Origin of the sequence: Thioalkalivibrio sp. (assembly GCF_041690275.1) — a bacterium.
Taxonomy (GTDB): domain Bacteria; phylum Pseudomonadota; class Gammaproteobacteria; order Ectothiorhodospirales; family Ectothiorhodospiraceae; genus Thioalkalivibrio.
The window spans coordinates 55,409-72,921 of the sequence record NZ_JAWLHP010000004.1 but is presented as its reverse complement, the minus strand read 5'-3'; the positions used below and the strand labels follow the sequence as shown (position 1 = coordinate 72,921).

Sequence of the window (17,513 nt, the reverse complement as noted above, 5' to 3'; positions counted from 1 at the left end):
CCTGCATATTGCCGTACAGCCCGCCGAGCTTGTGGCGGGTCGTCTCCCCGGCGCGCACCACTCGATGGCGGACCGCAATATCCTCGAGCACGACGCAAGTAGCCGGATCGCTGCTGCAGTCGTCAAACACGACGATGGGCGCGCCTGGCGCGCTCCGCTCGATGGAATGCACACAATTGGCCAGGAACTGGCCCCGATTGTAGGAGAAGACGAAGAATCGCAGATTATCGTTCATGAGTCCGAGCTCGCCGGGGATGCCCGGGAGTCCTCGAGCAGGGACAGGATCAGCGGTGCGTATCCGGCGGCGCCCCAGAGTTGGCGCCCGCTGCTCTGGGAGTGGATGGTCACGTAGTGGCTGTCGGGATCGCGCAGCAGCTCCTCGAAGCGCACGCGCACCATCGCCGGATCACTGGCATCGAAGATATAGCGACCGTAACGGTTTGTTTGCCAGTCAACGCCCTGGGAGGGCGGGAACGCGCGCAGGAACATCCGGTAGCTGCCGAATTCCGACCATCGGCGCGGTGGCTGAGCGAGCAGCACTTCCCACCAGGGCCGACCGTAGCGGCGCTCCAACCAGCTGAGCATCTTGCGCAGGGTCGGGGCATGGAAGACAAAGGGCGTGTCGAAATAGGTGTCCACCGCCGCGTCGGCGGCGAACGGCTGCCCGAACAGGGCATGAGCCTGGCGGTTCCATTTGGCCACCTTGCCGATGACCTCGGCGGCCGGCGTCCAGTGCTCAAGGCAGACGATCCGCTCGGGATGGAGAAAATCGTCGGGGCGCGCGTGGCGGGTGACCACCACGTCGGAGTCCAACGCGACAACGGTGTCGATCTCGCTGGCGGCCGCCACCGCAAGCTTGGTTATCTGCTGCACGTGCCAGCCGGTGTGGGCGACCCAGCGCGGCCGGCCCGTATAACGGGCCACGCTGCCCATCAGGCGCGTGGCGCCGCGCCCCAGCCGCCTCTGCCACCGCCGCCCCCGCTGCCGCAGTGACTCGACATCGCCAGGCAGTACGTCGCGCGTTGCGACCAGCCGCACGGCGGGCCCGGTGAAGGCGCGGAAGAGCTCGAGGTCCTCGGTCTGCACGACCACATGGTGCGGAGTCGCCGCGAGCGTCGAGCGCTCGAGCGACGCCCGCATCAGCTCGAAATGCGCCCGATCTCCCGACCAGGTGGGGGTGAGCAGGCAAAGATCTTCGCTCATCTCCTTGACTCCGACACGGTCACTGCGCGCGGTCAGGATGGGCCGCAATGGATCGGCTCGGCACGGCGCCTATCTGCCGCTAAACCGAGGCGGCGCCGCCGTGGGCATACGCGCCCGATGCCCGCTCGTCCTCAACCTGCCGATGCTGCGCCGCCAATGCCCCTTGAGCGAGCCGGGCGCGTCCGACGAGGTGGGCGATCAACGCCGAGTAAAAGCAGAAGAACACCAGCGGCGGCCCGTAGTCCATCACGGAATCGGTCATCCCGAACACGGCGTAGCCGAGTAACAGCGCCAGGCCGGCAGCCCCGAGCGCACGGATCTCCATCTCCGGGTGTCGCGCTGCGCTGAGAAAGACACGACCCAGTGCCCACCACAGAACGACCACCCCGACAAGTCCGACCAACCCGCGCAGCGCCAGCAGATCCAGTACCACGTTGTGCGGCATGGTCTGCACGGCGATGGACGGATGAAACTTGCCATCGGCTATCCCCTCGCGCAGGAAGCGGTTGAAACTGTAACCCATCCCCCCGCCGAACAGCGGCTGCTCCTGAAACATGCTCCAGGCGGCGCGCCACAGCTCCAGGCGCTTCCCCACCGGGTTATCGGCATGCACAGCACGGTCCTGCCCATAGAGCTGTACCTGCGTTACCGCCTGGTCAATGCGGTTCTTCACACCGGTCTGCGGCAGCAGCAGCGCGAGGCTGACAGCGGCGACCACGGCCAGCACGCTGGCGATCGCCAGGCGTCGATAGCGGGGCTGCCAGTAGTGCCACAGCAGCAGCAGCGCCAGGAATGGGATCGCCAGCCATCCGCCCCGGCTACCGGAGAGGAAGCTGGCCACCAGCCCCAGCAGCAGGGCCGCCGCGGGGACGATCAGCCAGGCGCGGCCAAGGCGCCGAAAATACGCCAGACCGGCCGCGGCCATCACACCCATGGCCAGTGCGGTGTTGCCATAGGTCACGGCACTGGTACTGCCCTCCGCTCTGACATACTGTGCGGCCGTCACGACTTCGTACAGCGCGTTGAGCCCGGCCACTACGGCCCCCAGCGAGAGACCGAACCAGAGCATGCCCTCGGGCGGACGAACGCGAACGAAGAGGTAGATGATCGGGATCGCCCACAGCGGCCGCAGCAGCACGTCGAGATCGCGCACGGCTTCCCGGCTGAAGCCGGTTTCCGCCACCGACAGCAGCACCGTGACCGCGAACGCGGCAAACCCGAGCGACGCAAGCCGCTCCTCGGCGGTGAGTCTGTGCGGGGCCCCGGGCCAGCGCAGCAAAAGAGCGAGGATGGCGGTCAGCGCCAGCAGGTGGTAGGGCACGCTGCCGCCGCTGGGGACGAGCAGAATCAAGGCCGGCAGCGCGAGCAGGATGAGAACAGTGACTCCGCCCACCACACGATGCGGCAGAGCCTCCACCATCAGTGACGGCATTCCGCTCTCCCGGACGATCCGATGGCGCTGCAGCGGCGCGCGCCGAGGACCACACCCCGCGCTGACGGCCTCGTCGCGGTCGGCGCGTGCCTGCCTGCAGTGACCGCTTGATCGCTCATCGCATTCCCACCGCGCACCGGCCAGCCGCCGGAGCGCCCGACCACAGTCGAGGCTGCCGTGGCAGCCGAATTAAAAGGATACCGGGATGATCCTGCCGGGATCAGCGTAGTAAAAGGATAAACGGCCTCATCATGGACCAGCAATCCTTTTCCATGGCGTTTCGATCACGGCGGAGCCGCTGAGCCTCGACAATCGGGCCTGAATGGCGCCAAAAACCCATTCGCCCTGTCGACGTCTTCGCCCGCGCATTCTCTCTGCGCTGTCTTCGCCCCGGCCAATAACCATCCGGTCCCCGGCGCTGACAGAGGGAACTTTCCGTCATGCCGGGTCCGGGAGATCCAGAATGGCGCGCACCTGTTGCAGGAGCTCGCGTTGCCGATCCCTTCGCCAAGCGTATGTTCCTGCTCCATCCGATGCCTGGAGACCCAGCACATGAAGGCGCCGGGGCAGACGCTTCAGTGCCTGAGCGAGGGCCAGAGCGTCGGCGACGCCGAAGTCGTGGCTGGACGGCATGCGTCCGGCGCGAACAAGTTCGTCCAGCCGGAGTTCGCGGATGCTCCCCGGTGGCAGCCCCGCCTCCATCGCGTCGATCAGGATCACCGCCCCATCAGGCTGGAGGTACTCCAGAAGGGCCGGGCCCGGGCGATCCAGGGCCAGCAGCTCGGCGCAGCGGTCGAGCCCCGCAGCCCGAAGGGCCTCGATCGCCCGCCAACCGAGATCGTCACCGGTCACTGGCGAACCGACCCCGATGATACGCCAACGGCGGTTCGGATCGTCGCGCGTCACCGGCGTTGCACGCGCACCTTCAGGAAATGCGTCGCGCAGGAGATGCACGGGTCGTAGTTGCGGATCACCGTCTCGCCGCGCAGGCGCAGCGCGTCATCGTCGTTGTGCAGGCCGAAGGCCTCCAGAGAGCACTTCAGGTCGTCCTCGATCCGCGCCTGGTTCTGCGCGGTGGGCGGGACGATCCGGGCCGACAGCACCCTGCCTGCGGCGTCCGTCTCGTAGCGGTGCCACAGCAGACCGCGCGGCGCCTCGGTGGCGCCGCAGCCGACACCGGCCTGCACGGTCGTCGGCACGTGGGCGGGCTCTTCCGGGCGGTAGGCCTCGAGCAGACGGATCGCCTCGGAGACCACCTCGTGGATCTCCACCGCCCGGGCGATCAGGGAGTGGAACATGTTGCGGCTGGGCAGGCTCAGGCCGGTCGCCTCCAGCGCCGACCGGACCGGTGGCGAGAGGCGGTCGTGATTCAGGTTCAGGCGGGCCAGCGGTCCGACCAGATACGGTTCTCCGTCGAGGTGGGCATACAGCGCGGTCGAGTGCGGGACGTGGGATTCCCGAAAGTGGTCGAGGTAGTCCTTCACCGGCAGATCGAGGCCCCGGTCCGAGACGATCCTGCCGGCGTACATCGCGTATTCGCTGTCGTGGCGCAGGGCCACGGAGACGAATTCCTGCTCGTCGTCCGGAAGCGGCAGCGACGCGGTGAAGGCCACCAGCGCCTCCGCGTCTGCCATGGCGGAGCGCAGTTCCCGCAGCACCGCAGCCGCCCGTTCCGGGTCGGGTCCACGATGAAAGCCGCCCATCCGCATCCCGACCGGATGCACGGAGCGGCCGCCGAAGAGCCGGATCAGGTCGTTGCCGAGCCGTTGCAGTCGCAGGCCCCGCCGCACGGCATCGGGGTGCTTTCCGGCCATGGCAATGGCGTTGTCGAAACCGAGGAAGTCGGGCAGCGCCAGCAGGTGCACGTGCAGCGCGTGGCTCTGCAGCCACTCGCCGCAGTACATCAGGCGCCGCAGGTGCATCACGTGGGACGATGCCTGCACGCCGAAGGCCTGCTCCAGTGCCTGCACGGCCGTCATCTGATAGGCCACCGGGCAGATCCCGCAGATCCGCGCGACGATGTCCAGCACTTCCTGTGGCGCGCGGCCCTCGAGAAACTTCTCGAAGTAGCGCGGGGGCTCGAAGATGCGCAGGCGCAGGGTGTCGATCCGCCCCTCCGAAGCGCTCAGCTCGAGAGCGCCCTCGCCCTCGACGCGGGCCAGCACCGGCACCTCGATGCGGATGTCGCGGTTCTCCGTCACGACCGCTCCTTCCAGGCCAGCCACTCGGCGCGGAAGGCTGGCGCATGGCTGTTGATGAAGTGGAAGCGCTGCGCGACCGATTCGGGCATCAGGCCGAGGCCGTCGAAGCGGCGCGCGAGCGACGCGGTGTTCGGATTCTCGGCCGGGCCGAAACAGGCGTAGCAGTCGCGCCCGAAGGCCGGGCACAGGGCCCCGCAGCCGGTGTGCGTGACCGGACCCATGCACGGAATACCCTGGGCAACCAGCACGCAGACATGCTGCTGGCGCTTGCACTCCACGCAGAGCTTGTCCTTGTCCACCACCGGCTCGACACCGAACAGCAGCTGGCGCACCGCCTGGAAGACCTGCCGCGCATTCACCGGGCAGCCCCAGAGCTCCAGGTCCACCTTCACGTGCTCCGCGACCGGCGTGGCGGTGTCCAGGCTGTCGATGAACTCCGGCTGGGCGTAGACCGCTTCGGTCCACCCGGTCGCCCCGTCGGCGTTGAAGTTGCGCAGGGCCTGCAGTCCGCCGGAGGTCGCACAGGCGCCCAGGCTGACCAGGAAGCGGCTGTTCGCCCGGACCGCCTGGATGCGCTCCGCCTCGTCCGGGGTGGAGATGCTGCCCTCCACGAAGGCGATGTCGACGGCGGCCTCCGGATCCATCGGGCCGGCCTCGGCGAAGTGCACGATCTCGACGAGCTGTGCCAGCTCCAGCAGGGCCTCCCCGGCATTGATGAAGGCGAGCTGACAGCCGTCGCAGGAGCTGAACTTGTGGACCGCGACGCGCGGACGGGCATTCTCGCGCGCGTTCAGCCGCTCGAGGGCAGTCGTCTGTGTGCGAGCGCTAGCCTTCATGGCCCAGCACCCACCCTGACGATAAGGATCTCCCTGCCCCGCTTGTGGGGGGTGGTTGGGGTGGGGACGCGCTATTGCCTACCTTCACGTTCACCGTCATGCCGTCTCCCGTCAGAAACCGGTAACGCCCAGCCAGGGGCGCAGCGCCGGGTAGTGGAACACCGGGCCATCCTGGCAGACGAAGTGCGGTCCCACCTGGCAGTGGCCGCAGTGCCCGATGCCGCACTGCATGTTCCGCTCGATGCTGAGCCACATGGAATCGGCCGGGACATTCAGCGCCAGCAGGCGGTCGATCGAGGCCTTCATCATCACCTCGGGCCCGCACAGCATCACGATGCTGCGGTCCGGGTCGATATCGGCCTGGTTGAACAGCACCGTCACCTTGCCCACGCTGAAGGGCCAGTTCGGTCCGCCAACGTCCGCGGCCAGCAGCACCTGGGTGTTGGGCAACGCCTGCCAGCGCTCGTACTGCCGGCGCCAGATCAGGTCATCGGTGTGCTTGACGCCCTGCAGGATCACCAGCCGTCCGAAGCGCTCGCGGCGGTTCAGCACGTAGCGGATCATCGACACCACCGGCGCACAGCCAAGCCCGCCGGTGACGATCACCACGTCCCGCCCCTCGGCCTTGTCGAGCGGCCAGCCGCGGCCGTACGGCCCCCTGAGGCCCATGCGGTCGCCCACCCGAAGACGTTCCATCCCCTCGGTGACCCGCCCGACCGAGCGGATGGTGTGCTCCAGCAGACCCTCGTGGTCGGGGTCGGACACGATGGAGATCGGCACCTCGCCGACCCCGTACAGGTAGAGCATGTTGTACTGCCCCGGGAGCAAACGGTATCCGGACGCGACCTCGGGGTCCGTGAAGCGCAGGTGGAGGGTGTAGATGCTCGGGGTCTCCTCGACCCGCTCCACCACCTCGACCTCCACCGGCCGGTCAGGGTTGTGCATCGCCGGACTCCATGAGCGTCGCGACCTCGGCGGTGATATCGATGCCCACCGGACACCAGGCGATGCAGCGCCCGCAGCCGACGCAGCCGGAGCGCCCATACTGCTCGTGCCAGGAGCCCAGCTTGTGGGTCAGCCACTGCCGGTAGCGCAGACGGGTCTCCTCGCGTACCAGGAAGTGACCCATGTAGCTGTGCACGGCCGTGAAACAGGAGTCCCACTGGCGCAGATGCTCGGCGGATTCGCCGTTCAGCGCGGGTGCGTCCTGCTCGGCATGGCAGAAGCAGGTCGGGCACACTGCGGTGCAGTTCCCGCAGGAGAGACAACGACGGCCCACGTGATCCCAGTGGGGATGCTCGAGGCGCGCGTAGAGCGCATCCTTCAGGTTGCGCGAGGGCAGGCTCCTGCCCTGCCCTCGGGCCGCGGCCGCGACCTCCCGGTCGGCCTCTTCCCGTTGCAGGGAGGAGGCCGCGCCGAGCCCCAGCGACGCCAGCACCGCGCGCCCCGGATCGGTACCCGCGGTGACCACGAAGCCTTCGTCCAGTTCCGACATCGCGAGGTCGTAACCCGATTCCGCGCGTGGCCCGTCCCCCGTCGACGCACAGAAGCAGGTGTCGGCGGGGTGACTGCAGTGAACCGCCACCAGGAAAAGGCTCGCGCGCCTGGCCGCATAGTGCGGATCCGGATAGGGGGACTCCAGGAAGTGCTGCTGGTGGATCTGCAGCGCGGCGAGGTCGCACGCGCGGACACCGATCACCGCGGTGGGTTCGTGCTCCCGCTCGACATCCGCGAAGGTCAGCCCGCCGGATTCATCACGCGCGCAGCGCCAGAGTGGCTCGCGGGGTGCGAAGGTCAGCGGCTTGAGCGCCTGCGGACCGTTGGCCCAGGAAAACATGCGCACGCCGTCGTGCTGGGTCTCGAGCCGATACGTCCCCGGCGCCTGTCGGTCGCGCATCCCTCGCGGCAGATCCGCCGCCGAGGCGATCTCCCGGTAGACGATGGCCCCATCCCGGGCCACCGGCCCGACAAGCCTTGAAAACCCCTGGTCACGGAGGGCGTCGAAAAGGGAATCCACGGAAGACCGAGGCAGGAACAGGGCGGATGTTGCCATGCCTACGAAGGTAGTCCATCAGGTCCGACACGGGAATGATGCAGATCAGAAAGGGGGCCGTCGCAGCCTCCGACCATGCGTTGAGGCACCCGGGATTCGCGTCCGCTGCCGGGGTGCCTGGCAAAACCCTCGAACCGGCTCCGGTAGACTTCCTTTCGCGCTCCTGTTCTGGCTACACTCCTGCCATGTCGATGCACGCTTCAGGCTCCTGCGATCAGTGCTCACTGAAGCTGCTGTGTCTCCCTGTCGGGCTCCCGGACACGGAGTTGTGGCAACTGGACGAGATCGTCCAGCGGCGGCGACCGATCACCAAGGGCAATGTCCTCTTCCGCATGGGCGCTCCCTTCGCCTCCGTATTCGCGGTGCGGACCGGCTCACTGAAGACCGTGCTGCTCTCGGACGACGGCACGGAGCAGGTCACCGGGTTCGCCCTGGCCGGCGAATTGCTGGGGCTCGACGCGATCAATCATGGGGAGCACCCGGTCAGCGCCGTGGCACTCGAGTCGACCAGTGTCTGCGAGATCCCCTTCGACAAGCTCGACGCCCTCGCGGGTCAGCTGCCAGCCTTCCGCCAGCACTTCATGCGCATGATGAGCCGGGAGATCGCCTCCGATGAATCCCTGCTCGCACTGCTCGGGCAGCGCAGCGCCGAGCAGCGGCTCGCCGCGTTCCTGCTGAGTCTCTCGACACGCTTCCGTGCCCGCGGACTGGTCGCCGACCGCTTCTGCCTCAGCATGTCCCGCGCGGACATCGCCAACCACCTCGGTCTGACGCAGGAGACCATCAGCCGCCTGTTTACGCAGTTCCGCAAGCAGGGACTGATCGAGATCCACACCCGCGATCTGCGTCTGATCGACATGGACAGCCTGCACCGGATCGCGGGCATCCGGTTTGAGCCCCTCTCGCAGACCGCCTGACCCCGAAGCCTTCTGGGCCTTTGCCGTCGCCGCGTGGGATCGCGCGGATGTTCGTGATCTCCTGTTGCACTGGCAGGAGCGCCACGGTGTCGACGTGATCTTCCTCTTGTTCGCCTGCTGGCTGCCCCATGCGCTGGCTCCGGCGCACTGGACCGCCCTGGAGTCCGGCTCCACCGACTGGAACGCGGCCGTCACGCGCCGGGTACGCGCCCTGCGGCGAAGAGTTCGGGCGATCGACTGGCCGCAGGGCTACCGGGCGATTCTCGGTATGGAACTCGCCAGTGAGCGCATCGAGGCTACGTGGCTGGCCCGCGCGGCGAGTCCGCCAGAGCGGGCGCCGAGAGACCCGGACCTCGACCAGCGTCTTGGACGCCTGTTCGGGCAACTGCCTCCGGCAGAACGGACCGCCTTCATCGCGGCAATCCGCGCCCTCTTCTACTGATCCAAGAGCCCGGGGACAGATTCAAAAATCTGTCCCCTCTGTCCCCGCGACCGCCCTCAGACTGCCGCGGCCAGGGCCTGATCGAGGTCCCCGAGGATGTCGTCGATGTGCTCGATGCCGACGGACAGTCGCACCATGTCCTCGCGGACGCCGGCCCGTTCCAGCTCCTCGGCCGACAGCTGGCGATGCGTGGTCGTCCCGGGGTGGCAGGCCAGGCTCTTGGCGTCGCCAATGTTCACCAGCCGGGTCACGAGCTTGAGGGCATCGATGAAGCGCCCGCCCGCCTCGCGTCCACCCCTCGGGCTGCTGATCCCGAAGCTCAGGATGCCGGCCGCCCTCCCCCCGAGGTAGCGCTGCGTCAGCGCGTGATCCGGGTGCGAGGGGAGGCCCGCGTAGGAGACCCAGCCAACGTCCGGATGCTCGTCGAGGAACCGCGCCACGGCCGTGGCGTTGTCGCAGTGGCGATCCATGCGCAGCGCCAGGGTCTCGATGCCCTGCAGGATCTGGAAGCTGTTGAAGGGCGAGATGGCCGCGCCCATGTTGCGCAGGGGCACCACCCGCGCGCGGCCGATATAGGCGGCGGGCCCGAAGGCGTCCGTGTAGGTCACCCCGTGATAGGAGGGATCCGGCTGCGTGAGCCCCGGGAAGCGTTCGCCATGATCGGCCCAGGGGAAGTGTCCGGAATCGACCAGCACGCCGCCAATGGTGGTGCCGTGTCCGCCCATGTACTTGGTGAGCGAATGCACCACGATGTCGGCACCGTGTTCGAAGGGGCGGCAGAGATACGGCGATGGCACCGTGTTGTCCACCATCAGCGGCACACCGTGCGCATGAGCCAGTTCGGCAAGGGCCGCCAGATCGGCAACGTTCCCTGCCGGATTGCCGACGGATTCGCAGAAGACGGCGCGGGTACCCGGGTCCATCAGGCCGCGCATCGCGTCGATGTCTCCCGGCGCGGCGAAACGGACCTCGATGCCATAGCGCGGCAGCGTATGCGCGAAGAGATTGTAGGTCCCGCCGTAGAGGGTGCTGGTGGTCACGATATTCTGGCCGGATTCGGCGAGCGTCATGATGCCGGCGGTGACGGCCGCCATGCCCGAGGCAAATGCCAGCGCGCCCACTCCGCCCTCCAGCGCGGCCACGCGCTGCTCCAGCACGTCCGTGGTCGGATTCATGATCCGGGTGTAGATGTTGCCCGGAACCTTCAGGTCGAACAGGTCCGCGCCGTGCTGGGTGTCATCGAAGGCGTAGGAGGTGGTCTGGTAGATCGGCACCGCCACGGCCCGGGTCGTCGGATCCGGCTCGAAGCCTGCGTGAATCGCCCTGGTCTCGAATTTCATGCGTCCCTCCTCCTGTTGATGCCCCTCGGGACACAGCGATCACCGCCGTTCGCGCCCGGGAATGAGCGGAGCATACTGCAGCAGACGCCACGAGCGACAGGGAGCCGCGGTCAGGAAAAACCGTACTCAGACCAGAAGATTATCCACAGGTTCCACGCTGCAGCCCTGAATCCAAAAAAAAGTCTTGATCTGAATCAACCAAACGGCCCGATCATGGCCTACACTCCGGAATGCGAGGCAGCCCGCCCGGGTCGTTTGGCTGCGTCGATTTCTTCACCGATGGGGGATCTCCATGGAAACAACCGCAGACACGCATGACGTCCGAACAGCGACGCAGGAAACCTATAACTACAAGGTAGTTCGGCAGTTCTCGATCATGACGATCGTCTGGGGCGTGGTCGGAATGCTGGTGGGCGTGATCATCGCCGCCCAGCTCTTCTGGCCGGCCCTGAATACCAACCTTGAGTGGTTCACCTTCGGGCGCCTGCGCCCACTGCACACCAATGCGGTGATCTTCGCCTTCGGCGGCTCCGCACTGTTCGCCACCTCCTACTACATCGTCCAGCGCACCTGTCAGACACGGCTCTTCGGGGGGCCCCTGGTCGGCTTCACCTTCTGGGGCTGGCAGGCCGTGATCGTACTGGCCGCGATCACCCTGCCGCTGGGGATGACCATGGGCAAGGAATACGCCGAGCTGGAATGGCCGATCGCGATCCTGGTGGCCATTGTCTGGGTCGCCTACGCGATCGTGTTCTTCGGCACCATCCTGAAGCGGAAGGCCCAGCACATCTATGTCGCCAACTGGTTCTTCGGGGCCTTCATCCTCGTGATCGCGGTGCTGCACATCGTCAACAACATCTCGATGCCGGTCACCCTGTTCAAGTCGTACTCGGCCTACCCGGGCACCATGGACGCGATGATCCAGTGGTGGTACGGGCACAATGCGGTCGGCTTCTTCCTCACCGCCGCCTTCCTCGGGATGATGTACTACTTCGTGCCGAAGCAGGCCGGACGCCCGATCTACTCGTACCGCCTGTCGGTGGTCCACTTCTGGGCGCTGATCTCGCTGTACATGTGGGCCGGCCCCCACCACCTGCACTACACCGCGTTGCCTGACTGGGTGCAGTCGCTGGGCATGGTCTTCTCGCTGATGCTGCTGGCGCCTTCCTGGGGCGGCATGATCAACGGGATCATGACCCTCTCCGGTGCCTGGCATAAGCTCCGCACGGACCCGATCCTGCGCTTCCTGATCGTGGCGCTATCCTTCTACGGTCTGGCCACCTTCGAAGGCCCGATGATGTCGATCAAGACCGTGAACGTCCTGTCGCACTACACCGACTGGACCATCGGCCATGTCCACGGCGGTGCGCTGGGCTGGGTGGCAATGATCTCCATCGGCTCGCTCTACGCGCTGATTCCCACCCTTTGGGGCAAGGAGCGCATGTACTCGATCAAGGCGATCGAGTGGCACTTCTGGCTGTCGACCATCGGCACCGTGATGTACATCGTGTCGATGTGGATCGCCGGGGTGATGCAGGGCCTGATGTGGCGCGCCGTTAACGAAGACGGAACCCTCACCTACAACTTCGTGGAGACGCTGGTGCAGATGTATCCGTACTACTTCCTCCGCTTCCTGGGCGGCGCCGTCTTCTTCCTCGGCATGTTCATCATGATCTGGAACGTGTGGAAGACCATTGGCGGCACCAAGCCTGTGGTGCACGCCGTGCCGCAGACCGCGCACTGATCCGGGGGAGACAACACCATGAGTCATGAAGTCGTTGAGAAGAACATCGGCCTGATGGTCGTACTCATCATCCTGGTGATCAGCGTGGCCGGTCTGGTACAGATCGTCCCACTCTTCTTCCTGACCAGTACCACGGAGCCGATCGAGGGCATGGAGCCCTACTCCGCGCTGGAACTGGAGGGCCGGGATGTGTACCTCCGCGAGGGCTGTTACACCTGTCACTCGCAGATGATTCGTCCCTTCCGCGCCGAGACCGAGCGTTACGGGCACTACTCGGTGGCGGGCGAGTCCGTCTGGGATCACCCGTTCCAGTGGGGTTCCAAGCGCACCGGCCCGGACCTTGCCCGTGTCGGGGGCCGTTACAGCGATGACTGGCACCGTCTGCACCTGATCGATCCGCGTGCGGTGGTGCCGGAGTCGAACATGCCCGCCTACGCCTTCCTGGAAAACCGCGAGATCAACGCAGACCTCACGCCGCGCAAGATGCGGGCGTTGCAGCGACTGGGAGTTCCCTACACCGACGAGCAGATTGCGAATGCGTCGGAGGAGGTCGGCGGCAGCACCGAAATGGATGCCCTGATCGCCTATCTCCAGGGACTCGGTACCGCGCTTGCGCATTGGAGATGACGGATGAGCTTCGGCGTATTGCACGGCCTGCTCACCCTGCTGGTGATGATCCTGTTCCTGGGGATCGTCTGGTGGGCCTTCAGCAGCAGGCAGAAGAAGCGCTTTGACGAAGCCGCCAATCTCCCCTTTGCGGATGAAGACGACAAGCCGGACCCCGAGCGGTCGCGGAAAGGAGACGAATAATGAACGAGTACGACATGAGTACCTTCTGGCATTGGTGGGTCGTGCTGCTCACGCTCGCCAATATCGCAGGCATCTACTGGCTGATCCGCTGGACTGCCAAGAAGCGCCCGGGCGAGGCGGCCGAGGGCTCGGAGACGGGCCACACCTGGGATGGCCTGAGCGAGTTCAACAACCCGTTGCCTCGATGGTGGCTGTACATGTTCTACTTCACCATCGTGTTCGCGCTGATCTATCTGGTGCTCTACCCCGGGCTCGGCCGCTTTGCCGGCATGCTCGGGTGGCATTCCGGAAACATGCTGAATGTCGAGGAAAGCCAGTACACCCGGGAGATGGAGCGCGCGGAAGAGCGTTACCAGCCGATCTTCGCAGCGATGGCCGAGCAGGACATCCCGGTGCTCGCCGAGGACTCCGACGCGCTGACCACGGGGCGTCGCCTCTACCTCAATTACTGCTCCACCTGCCATGGCTCCGATGCTGGCGGTGCCAGCGGATTCCCCAACCTCGCCAATGGCGTCTGGCAGTGGGGCGGCTCCCCGAGTGCGATCCAGACCACCATCGCGGAGGGCCGGCAGGCCAACATGCCCGGCTTCGGGGATTCCCTCGGTGAAGAGGGCGTGGAAGATGTCGCGCATTACGTGCTGCAGCTCTCCGGTCGCTCCGACGCCGACGAGGCCAGGGCCGAGGCGGGACAGGCGCAATTCCAGACGTTCTGTGCCGGTTGTCATGGACAGGATGGAAGCGGCATGGAGATGCTCGGCGCGCCACCGCTGACCGAGAATGCCTGGATCTACGGCGGATCGCTGGCGGCGATCAAGGACACCATCGAGAATGGCCGTGCAGGCGTGATGCCGGCCTTCGGGGAACTGCTGGGCGAAGACAGGGTGCATGTGCTGTCGGCCTACGTCTACAGCCTCGATCCCGATTAGACATCGGTCTGCGTTAGCCAGGGCGGGCTGCACTCCACGGTGGCCCGCCCTTTTTTTCTTCGCTTCACCCCACCCGATACCGAGTAAGACCATGGCAGAATCCGACACGAAACGCAGCAAGAAGACCGCGGCCACGCCCGCAGAGGGGCTGGAAAACGAGTTTTACGCCAAGCACGAAAAGATCTACCCGCGGCAGGTAAGCGGCATGTTCGCCAGGCTTCGGGTCACGGCGATGCTCGTGCTGCTTGGCATTTTTTACGGGCTGCCCTGGGTGCAATGGGAGGGCCGGCAGGCCGTGCTGTTCGACCTGCCCGAGCGGAAGTTCCACGTATTCGGTCTGACGTTCTGGCCGCAGGACTTCTTCCTGCTCGCCATGCTGCTGGTGATCGCCGCGCTGACCCTGTTCTTCTTCACCGCGCTCGCCGGGCGGCTCTGGTGCGGTTACGCCTGCCCGCAGACGGTCTGGACCGAGGCCTTCCTGCGTATCGAGCGCTGGTTCGAGGGCGACCGGGCCAAGCAGATGAAGCTGGACAAGGCGCCGTGGAACAAGGAAAAGATCCTGCGCAAGGCGGGCAAGCACTCGGTCTGGATCCTGCTCGCACTGTTCACCGGTCTGACCTTCGTCGGTTACTTCGTTCCCATCACCGACCTGATCCCCCGCTTTGTCACCCTGAACACCGGTGGCTGGGAGACCTTCTGGGTCCTCTTCTACGGATTCGCAACCTGGGGCAACGCCGGCTTCATGCGTGAGCAGGTCTGCATCTACATGTGTCCCTACGCGCGCTTCCAGAGCGCCATGTTCGACAAGGACACGCTGATCATCTCCTACGACGAGGAGCGCGGCGAACCCCGTGGCCCGCGCAAGCGCGGCACGGATCGCAAGGCCAAGGGGCTGGGCGACTGCATCGACTGCACCCTCTGTGTACAGGTCTGTCCGACGGGCATCGACATCCGTGACGGCCTGCAGTACCAGTGCATCGGCTGTTCGGCGTGTGTCGATGTCTGTGATGAAGTCATGGACAGGATGGGTTATCCGAGGGGGCTGGTCCGCTACACCACGGAAAACGCGATGGCGGGCAAGCCCACCAAGGTGCTGCGCCCGCGCGTGTTCCTCTACGGGATGCTGCTGCTGGTGCTGCTGGCCGGCTTTGTGTACGGGGTCTCTGCGCGCAATCCGGTGGGGATCGACGTGATTCGCGATCGCAACGTGCTCTACCGCGAGCTGCCCGACGGCCAGGTCGAAAACGTGTACACCCTGAAGCTGACCAACCGCGCGCCTGCCGAGCGCCATTTCGAGATCAGCATCGAGGGGCTGGACGGCGCCGAACTGGCCTGGCAGGAGGGCGACTATATCGCGGTCCCCCCCGGACGCGTGACCGAGTTCCCGATCAGCGTGCGCATGGATCCCTACGAGTTGACGGGAGCAAGCAGCGAGGTCATCTTCCGTGCAGAGGTCGTGGACCAGCCAGAACTCTCCAACGAACGGTCAAGCCGTTTCGTCGGTCCGTTACGTTGATCGTTTCAGCCTGAGGATCTGCATTCATGCGTTATCCCCGTGAAGATACCCTGCCCTGGTACAAGCAGTTCTGGCCCTGGTTCGTGATCACCCCGCCGCTTGCCGGTATCGTTCTCGGCGTGCTCCTGATCACCTTCGCCACCAATGATCCGGACGGGATGGTGATCGGCGACTACTCCAAGGAGGGGCGCGGGATGAACCAGAGCATCGAGCGGGCCCGCTTCGCGATGCAGCTCGGGCTGGCCGCCGACGTGGAGATCGAGGGCGAGCGCGTCTGGGTGCGGCTCGAGAGTAACCCGGCCATTCCGAGGCAGGAGCTTCAGATCAGGTTCGTGCACCCGACCCGCGATCATTTCGACCAGCAGATGGTGCTGAGCCATGATCCCGTACGGAACCGCTACTACGCGGACATCGAGGCCCTGCAGACCGCACTCTGGTACGTGTACATCGAGCCGGCTGACGGTGCCTGGCGTCTGCGTGGCCGCATGGCCGAATTCGATTCACAAGCGGTTCGTCTCGAGCCGAGCGCCTGAGCAAGGCCGATCCGGGGCCGGGCACCGCGCCATCGCGGGTCCGGCCTGCTCGAGCCGCGTCCCGCCCGTTCCGGATGCAACCGATGCAAGCAAATCCGATCTTCGATGCCGACCTGATCCGCCGCTACGACAAGGCCGGTCCGCGCTACACGTCCTATCCTACCGCGGTGCAGTTCCACCCGGGATTCGACGAGGCGCAGTTCCGGCAGCAGGCTGCCGTCAGCAATGCCCGCGGCGGCCCCCTGTCGCTCTACTTCCATATCCCCTTCTGCGACACCGTCTGCTTCTACTGCGCGTGCAACAAGGTCGCGACCAAGGACCGCAGCAGGGCCCAGCCCTATCTCGAGGACGTCTACCGGGAGATGACGCTGCAGTCGGCCCTGTTCGACGACGGCCGGCCGGTCGAGCAGCTGCACTGGGGCGGAGGCACGCCGACCTTTCTGAGTCTCGACCAGATGCGCGAGCTGATGGGCCGCACCGGCGAGCACTTCCAGCTGAAGACGGACGACACCGGCGAGTACTCGATCGAGATCGACCCGCGCGAGGCCGATCCGGCGACGGTGGCGGTACTGCGCGAACTCGGCTTCAACCGCATGAGCCTGGGGGTGCAGGACTTCGATCCCCGGGTGCAGAAGGCGGTGAACCGCATCCAGTCGGAGGAAGAAACGCTCGCGGTGCTGCAGGCCGCGCGCGCGGAGGGCTTCCACGGCATCAGCATCGACCTGATCTACGGCCTGCCCTTCCAGAGCGTCGACGGCTTCCTGCGCACGCTGGACCGGGTGATCGAGGCGAGCCCCGACCGGCTGTCGGTGTTCAACTATGCACACCTCCCCACGCGCTTCATGCCGCAGCGCCGCATCAGCGACGCAGACCTCCCGACACCGGCGGAGAAGCTCGCCATCCTCGAGGCGACGATCCATCACCTCACGGGCGCGGGCTATGTGCTGATCGGCATGGATCACTTCGCAAAGCCCGATGACCCGCTCGCGCGCGCCCAGCGCGAGGGCAGCCTGTACCGGAACTTCCAGGGCTACGCCACCCACGCCGAATGCGACCTGGTCGCGATGGGCGTATCGGCGATCAGCCAGGTCGGCGATTCCTTCAGCCAGAACGTGAAGGACATCGACACCTACAGCCGGATCCTCGCTGATGGCCGGCTGCCGCTCGAGCGCGGCTTCGTGGTCAACGAGGACGACAAGCTGCGCCGCGCGGTCATCACGGAACTGATCTGCCACTTCGAACTGGACGGCGACCGGATCGGCGCCCGCTTCGGCATCGACTTCGAGGAGTATTTCGCGGACGAACTCGAGAACCTCGAACCCTTCATCGACGACGGACTGCTGTCGGTCGAGGGAAGCCAGATCCGCGTCCTCCCGGTCGGCCGCCTGATGATCCGCAACATCTGCATGACCTTCGACCGCTACCTCGACACCACCGGCGAACGCCGCTTCTCGCGCACTCTGTAGCCCCCTCCCCGCCTGCGGGCGAGAGCTGTAGGAGCGGGCCGTAGGAGCGGGCCGTAGGAGCGGCTTCCAGCCGCGATCCCCACCCACCGCCGCA

The 17,513-nt window shown here is 66.1% G+C and carries 18 protein-coding genes; 9 read left to right on the top strand and 9 right to left on the bottom strand.

The window, feature by feature from the left end; all coding sequences use genetic code 11:
* From ACESMN_RS01390 to ACESMN_RS01355, 8 genes are all read right to left on the bottom strand, one after another.
* A partial coding sequence (locus ACESMN_RS01390; protein ID WP_373051790.1) for a glycosyltransferase family 2 protein occupies window positions 1-235 on the bottom strand: 235 nt, incomplete at its 3' end.
* Window positions 232-1,203 carry a DUF6492 family protein gene (locus tag ACESMN_RS01385; protein WP_373051789.1) on the bottom strand — a complete coding sequence of 324 codons (972 nt, stop codon included), beginning with the start codon at window positions 1,201-1,203 and terminating at the stop codon, window positions 232-234. The genes ACESMN_RS01385 and ACESMN_RS01390, both read right to left, overlap by 4 nt.
* Window positions 1,204-1,282: 79 nt before the next feature.
* Window positions 1,283-2,635 (bottom strand): O-antigen ligase family protein, encoded by a 1,353-nt coding sequence (locus tag ACESMN_RS01380; RefSeq protein ID WP_373051788.1) that lies wholly within the window; start codon window positions 2,633-2,635, stop codon window positions 1,283-1,285.
* A 438-nt stretch (window positions 2,636-3,073) separates the two neighbouring features.
* Window positions 3,074-3,541: a hydrogenase maturation protease gene (locus ACESMN_RS01375; RefSeq protein ID WP_373051787.1), complete on the bottom strand. Its 468-nt coding sequence runs from the start codon at window positions 3,539-3,541 to the stop codon at window positions 3,074-3,076.
* Window positions 3,538-4,836: a Ni/Fe hydrogenase subunit alpha gene (locus tag ACESMN_RS01370; protein ID WP_373051786.1), complete on the bottom strand. Its 1,299-nt coding sequence runs from the start codon at window positions 4,834-4,836 to the stop codon at window positions 3,538-3,540. Before ACESMN_RS01370 ends, ACESMN_RS01375 begins: the two co-directional genes overlap by 4 nt.
* Window positions 4,833-5,672, bottom strand: a complete 840-nt coding sequence (locus ACESMN_RS01365) for a sulfhydrogenase subunit delta (RefSeq protein WP_373051785.1) — start codon at window positions 5,670-5,672, stop codon at window positions 4,833-4,835. The genes ACESMN_RS01370 and ACESMN_RS01365 overlap by 4 nt, the downstream gene beginning before the upstream one ends.
* 111 nt (window positions 5,673-5,783) lie before the next feature.
* Entirely contained in the window at window positions 5,784-6,617 is an 834-nt protein-coding gene (locus ACESMN_RS01360; RefSeq protein WP_373051784.1) for an FAD/NAD(P)-binding protein, read from the bottom strand.
* Window positions 6,604-7,725, bottom strand: coding sequence for a 4Fe-4S dicluster domain-containing protein (locus ACESMN_RS01355; protein WP_373051783.1), 1,122 nt, complete (start codon window positions 7,723-7,725; stop codon window positions 6,604-6,606). Before ACESMN_RS01355 ends, ACESMN_RS01360 begins: the two co-directional genes overlap by 14 nt.
* Before the next feature lie 185 nt (window positions 7,726-7,910).
* Here ACESMN_RS01355 and fnr point away from each other — a divergent pair, with 185 nt between their 5' ends.
* On the top strand, window positions 7,911-8,642 hold the full coding sequence (gene fnr, locus ACESMN_RS01350) for a fumarate/nitrate reduction transcriptional regulator Fnr (protein ID WP_373051782.1): 732 nt from the start codon (window positions 7,911-7,913) through the stop codon (window positions 8,640-8,642).
* Window positions 8,617-9,084: a DUF2390 domain-containing protein gene (locus ACESMN_RS01345; protein WP_373051781.1), complete on the top strand. Its 468-nt coding sequence runs from the start codon at window positions 8,617-8,619 to the stop codon at window positions 9,082-9,084. Before fnr ends, ACESMN_RS01345 begins: the two co-directional genes overlap by 26 nt.
* Before the next feature lie 56 nt (window positions 9,085-9,140).
* On the opposite strand, the gene ACESMN_RS01340 is transcribed toward ACESMN_RS01345, so the two are convergent.
* The gene (locus tag ACESMN_RS01340) at window positions 9,141-10,424 is read right to left on the bottom strand and encodes an O-acetylhomoserine aminocarboxypropyltransferase/cysteine synthase family protein (RefSeq protein ID WP_373051780.1); all 1,284 of its coding nucleotides are present in this window, start codon (window positions 10,422-10,424) and stop codon (window positions 9,141-9,143) included.
* Window positions 10,425-10,716: 292 nt separating this feature from the next.
* Here ACESMN_RS01340 and ccoN point away from each other — a divergent pair, with 292 nt between their 5' ends.
* The 7 genes from ccoN (at window position 10,717) to hemN (ending at window position 17,419) form a co-directional block, all read left to right on the top strand.
* Window positions 10,717-12,168, top strand: coding sequence for a cytochrome-c oxidase, cbb3-type subunit I (ccoN, locus tag ACESMN_RS01335; RefSeq protein WP_373051779.1), 1,452 nt, complete (start codon window positions 10,717-10,719; stop codon window positions 12,166-12,168).
* Window positions 12,169-12,186: 18 nt separating this feature from the next.
* Window positions 12,187-12,795 (top strand): cytochrome-c oxidase, cbb3-type subunit II, encoded by a 609-nt coding sequence (gene ccoO / locus ACESMN_RS01330; protein ID WP_373051778.1) that lies wholly within the window; start codon window positions 12,187-12,189, stop codon window positions 12,793-12,795.
* A 3-nt stretch (window positions 12,796-12,798) separates the two neighbouring features.
* A complete protein-coding gene (locus ACESMN_RS01325) occupies window positions 12,799-12,978 on the top strand; it encodes a cbb3-type cytochrome oxidase subunit 3 (protein ID WP_373051777.1) in 180 nt (59 codons plus the stop codon).
* A complete protein-coding gene (gene ccoP / locus ACESMN_RS01320; RefSeq protein WP_373051776.1) occupies window positions 12,978-13,904 on the top strand; it encodes a cytochrome-c oxidase, cbb3-type subunit III in 927 nt (308 codons plus the stop codon). Before ACESMN_RS01325 ends, ccoP begins: the two co-directional genes overlap by 1 nt.
* 91 nt (window positions 13,905-13,995) lie before the next feature.
* Window positions 13,996-15,420: a cytochrome c oxidase accessory protein CcoG gene (gene ccoG / locus ACESMN_RS01315; protein WP_373051775.1), complete on the top strand. Its 1,425-nt coding sequence runs from the start codon at window positions 13,996-13,998 to the stop codon at window positions 15,418-15,420.
* Between the two features lie 26 nt (window positions 15,421-15,446).
* On the top strand, window positions 15,447-15,953 hold the full coding sequence (locus ACESMN_RS01310; protein WP_373051774.1) for a FixH family protein: 507 nt from the start codon (window positions 15,447-15,449) through the stop codon (window positions 15,951-15,953).
* A gap of 83 nt (window positions 15,954-16,036) precedes the next feature.
* Window positions 16,037-17,419: an oxygen-independent coproporphyrinogen III oxidase gene (hemN, locus tag ACESMN_RS01305; protein ID WP_373051773.1), complete on the top strand. Its 1,383-nt coding sequence runs from the start codon at window positions 16,037-16,039 to the stop codon at window positions 17,417-17,419.
* The last annotated feature ends 94 nt before the right edge of the window (window positions 17,420-17,513 follow it).

Excerpts from the sequence above, each read along its gene's own strand:
- ACESMN_RS01385 (WP_373051789.1), bottom strand. The coding sequence starts at position 1,203 with ATGAGCGAAGATCTTTGCCTGCTCACCCCCACCTGGTCGGGAGATCGG.
- ACESMN_RS01380 (WP_373051788.1), bottom strand. The coding sequence starts at position 2,635 with ATGCCGTCACTGATGGTGGAGGCTCTGCCGCATCGTGTGGTGGGCGGA.
- ACESMN_RS01365 (WP_373051785.1), bottom strand. The coding sequence starts at position 5,672 with ATGAAGGCTAGCGCTCGCACACAGACGACTGCCCTCGAGCGGCTGAAC.
- ACESMN_RS01360 (WP_373051784.1), bottom strand. The coding sequence starts at position 6,617 with ATGCACAACCCTGACCGGCCGGTGGAGGTCGAGGTGGTGGAGCGGGTC.
- ACESMN_RS01355 (WP_373051783.1), bottom strand. The coding sequence starts at position 7,725 with ATGGCAACATCCGCCCTGTTCCTGCCTCGGTCTTCCGTGGATTCCCTT.
- fnr (WP_373051782.1), top strand. The coding sequence starts at position 7,911 with ATGTCGATGCACGCTTCAGGCTCCTGCGATCAGTGCTCACTGAAGCTG.
- ACESMN_RS01340 (WP_373051780.1), bottom strand. The coding sequence starts at position 10,424 with ATGAAATTCGAGACCAGGGCGATTCACGCAGGCTTCGAGCCGGATCCG.
- ccoN (WP_373051779.1), top strand. The coding sequence starts at position 10,717 with ATGGAAACAACCGCAGACACGCATGACGTCCGAACAGCGACGCAGGAA.
- ccoO (WP_373051778.1), top strand. The coding sequence starts at position 12,187 with ATGAGTCATGAAGTCGTTGAGAAGAACATCGGCCTGATGGTCGTACTC.
- ACESMN_RS01325 (WP_373051777.1), top strand. The coding sequence starts at position 12,799 with ATGAGCTTCGGCGTATTGCACGGCCTGCTCACCCTGCTGGTGATGATC.
- ccoP (WP_373051776.1), top strand. The coding sequence starts at position 12,978 with ATGAACGAGTACGACATGAGTACCTTCTGGCATTGGTGGGTCGTGCTG.
- ccoG (WP_373051775.1), top strand. The coding sequence starts at position 13,996 with ATGGCAGAATCCGACACGAAACGCAGCAAGAAGACCGCGGCCACGCCC.
- ACESMN_RS01310 (WP_373051774.1), top strand. The coding sequence starts at position 15,447 with ATGCGTTATCCCCGTGAAGATACCCTGCCCTGGTACAAGCAGTTCTGG.
- hemN (WP_373051773.1), top strand. The coding sequence starts at position 16,037 with ATGCAAGCAAATCCGATCTTCGATGCCGACCTGATCCGCCGCTACGAC.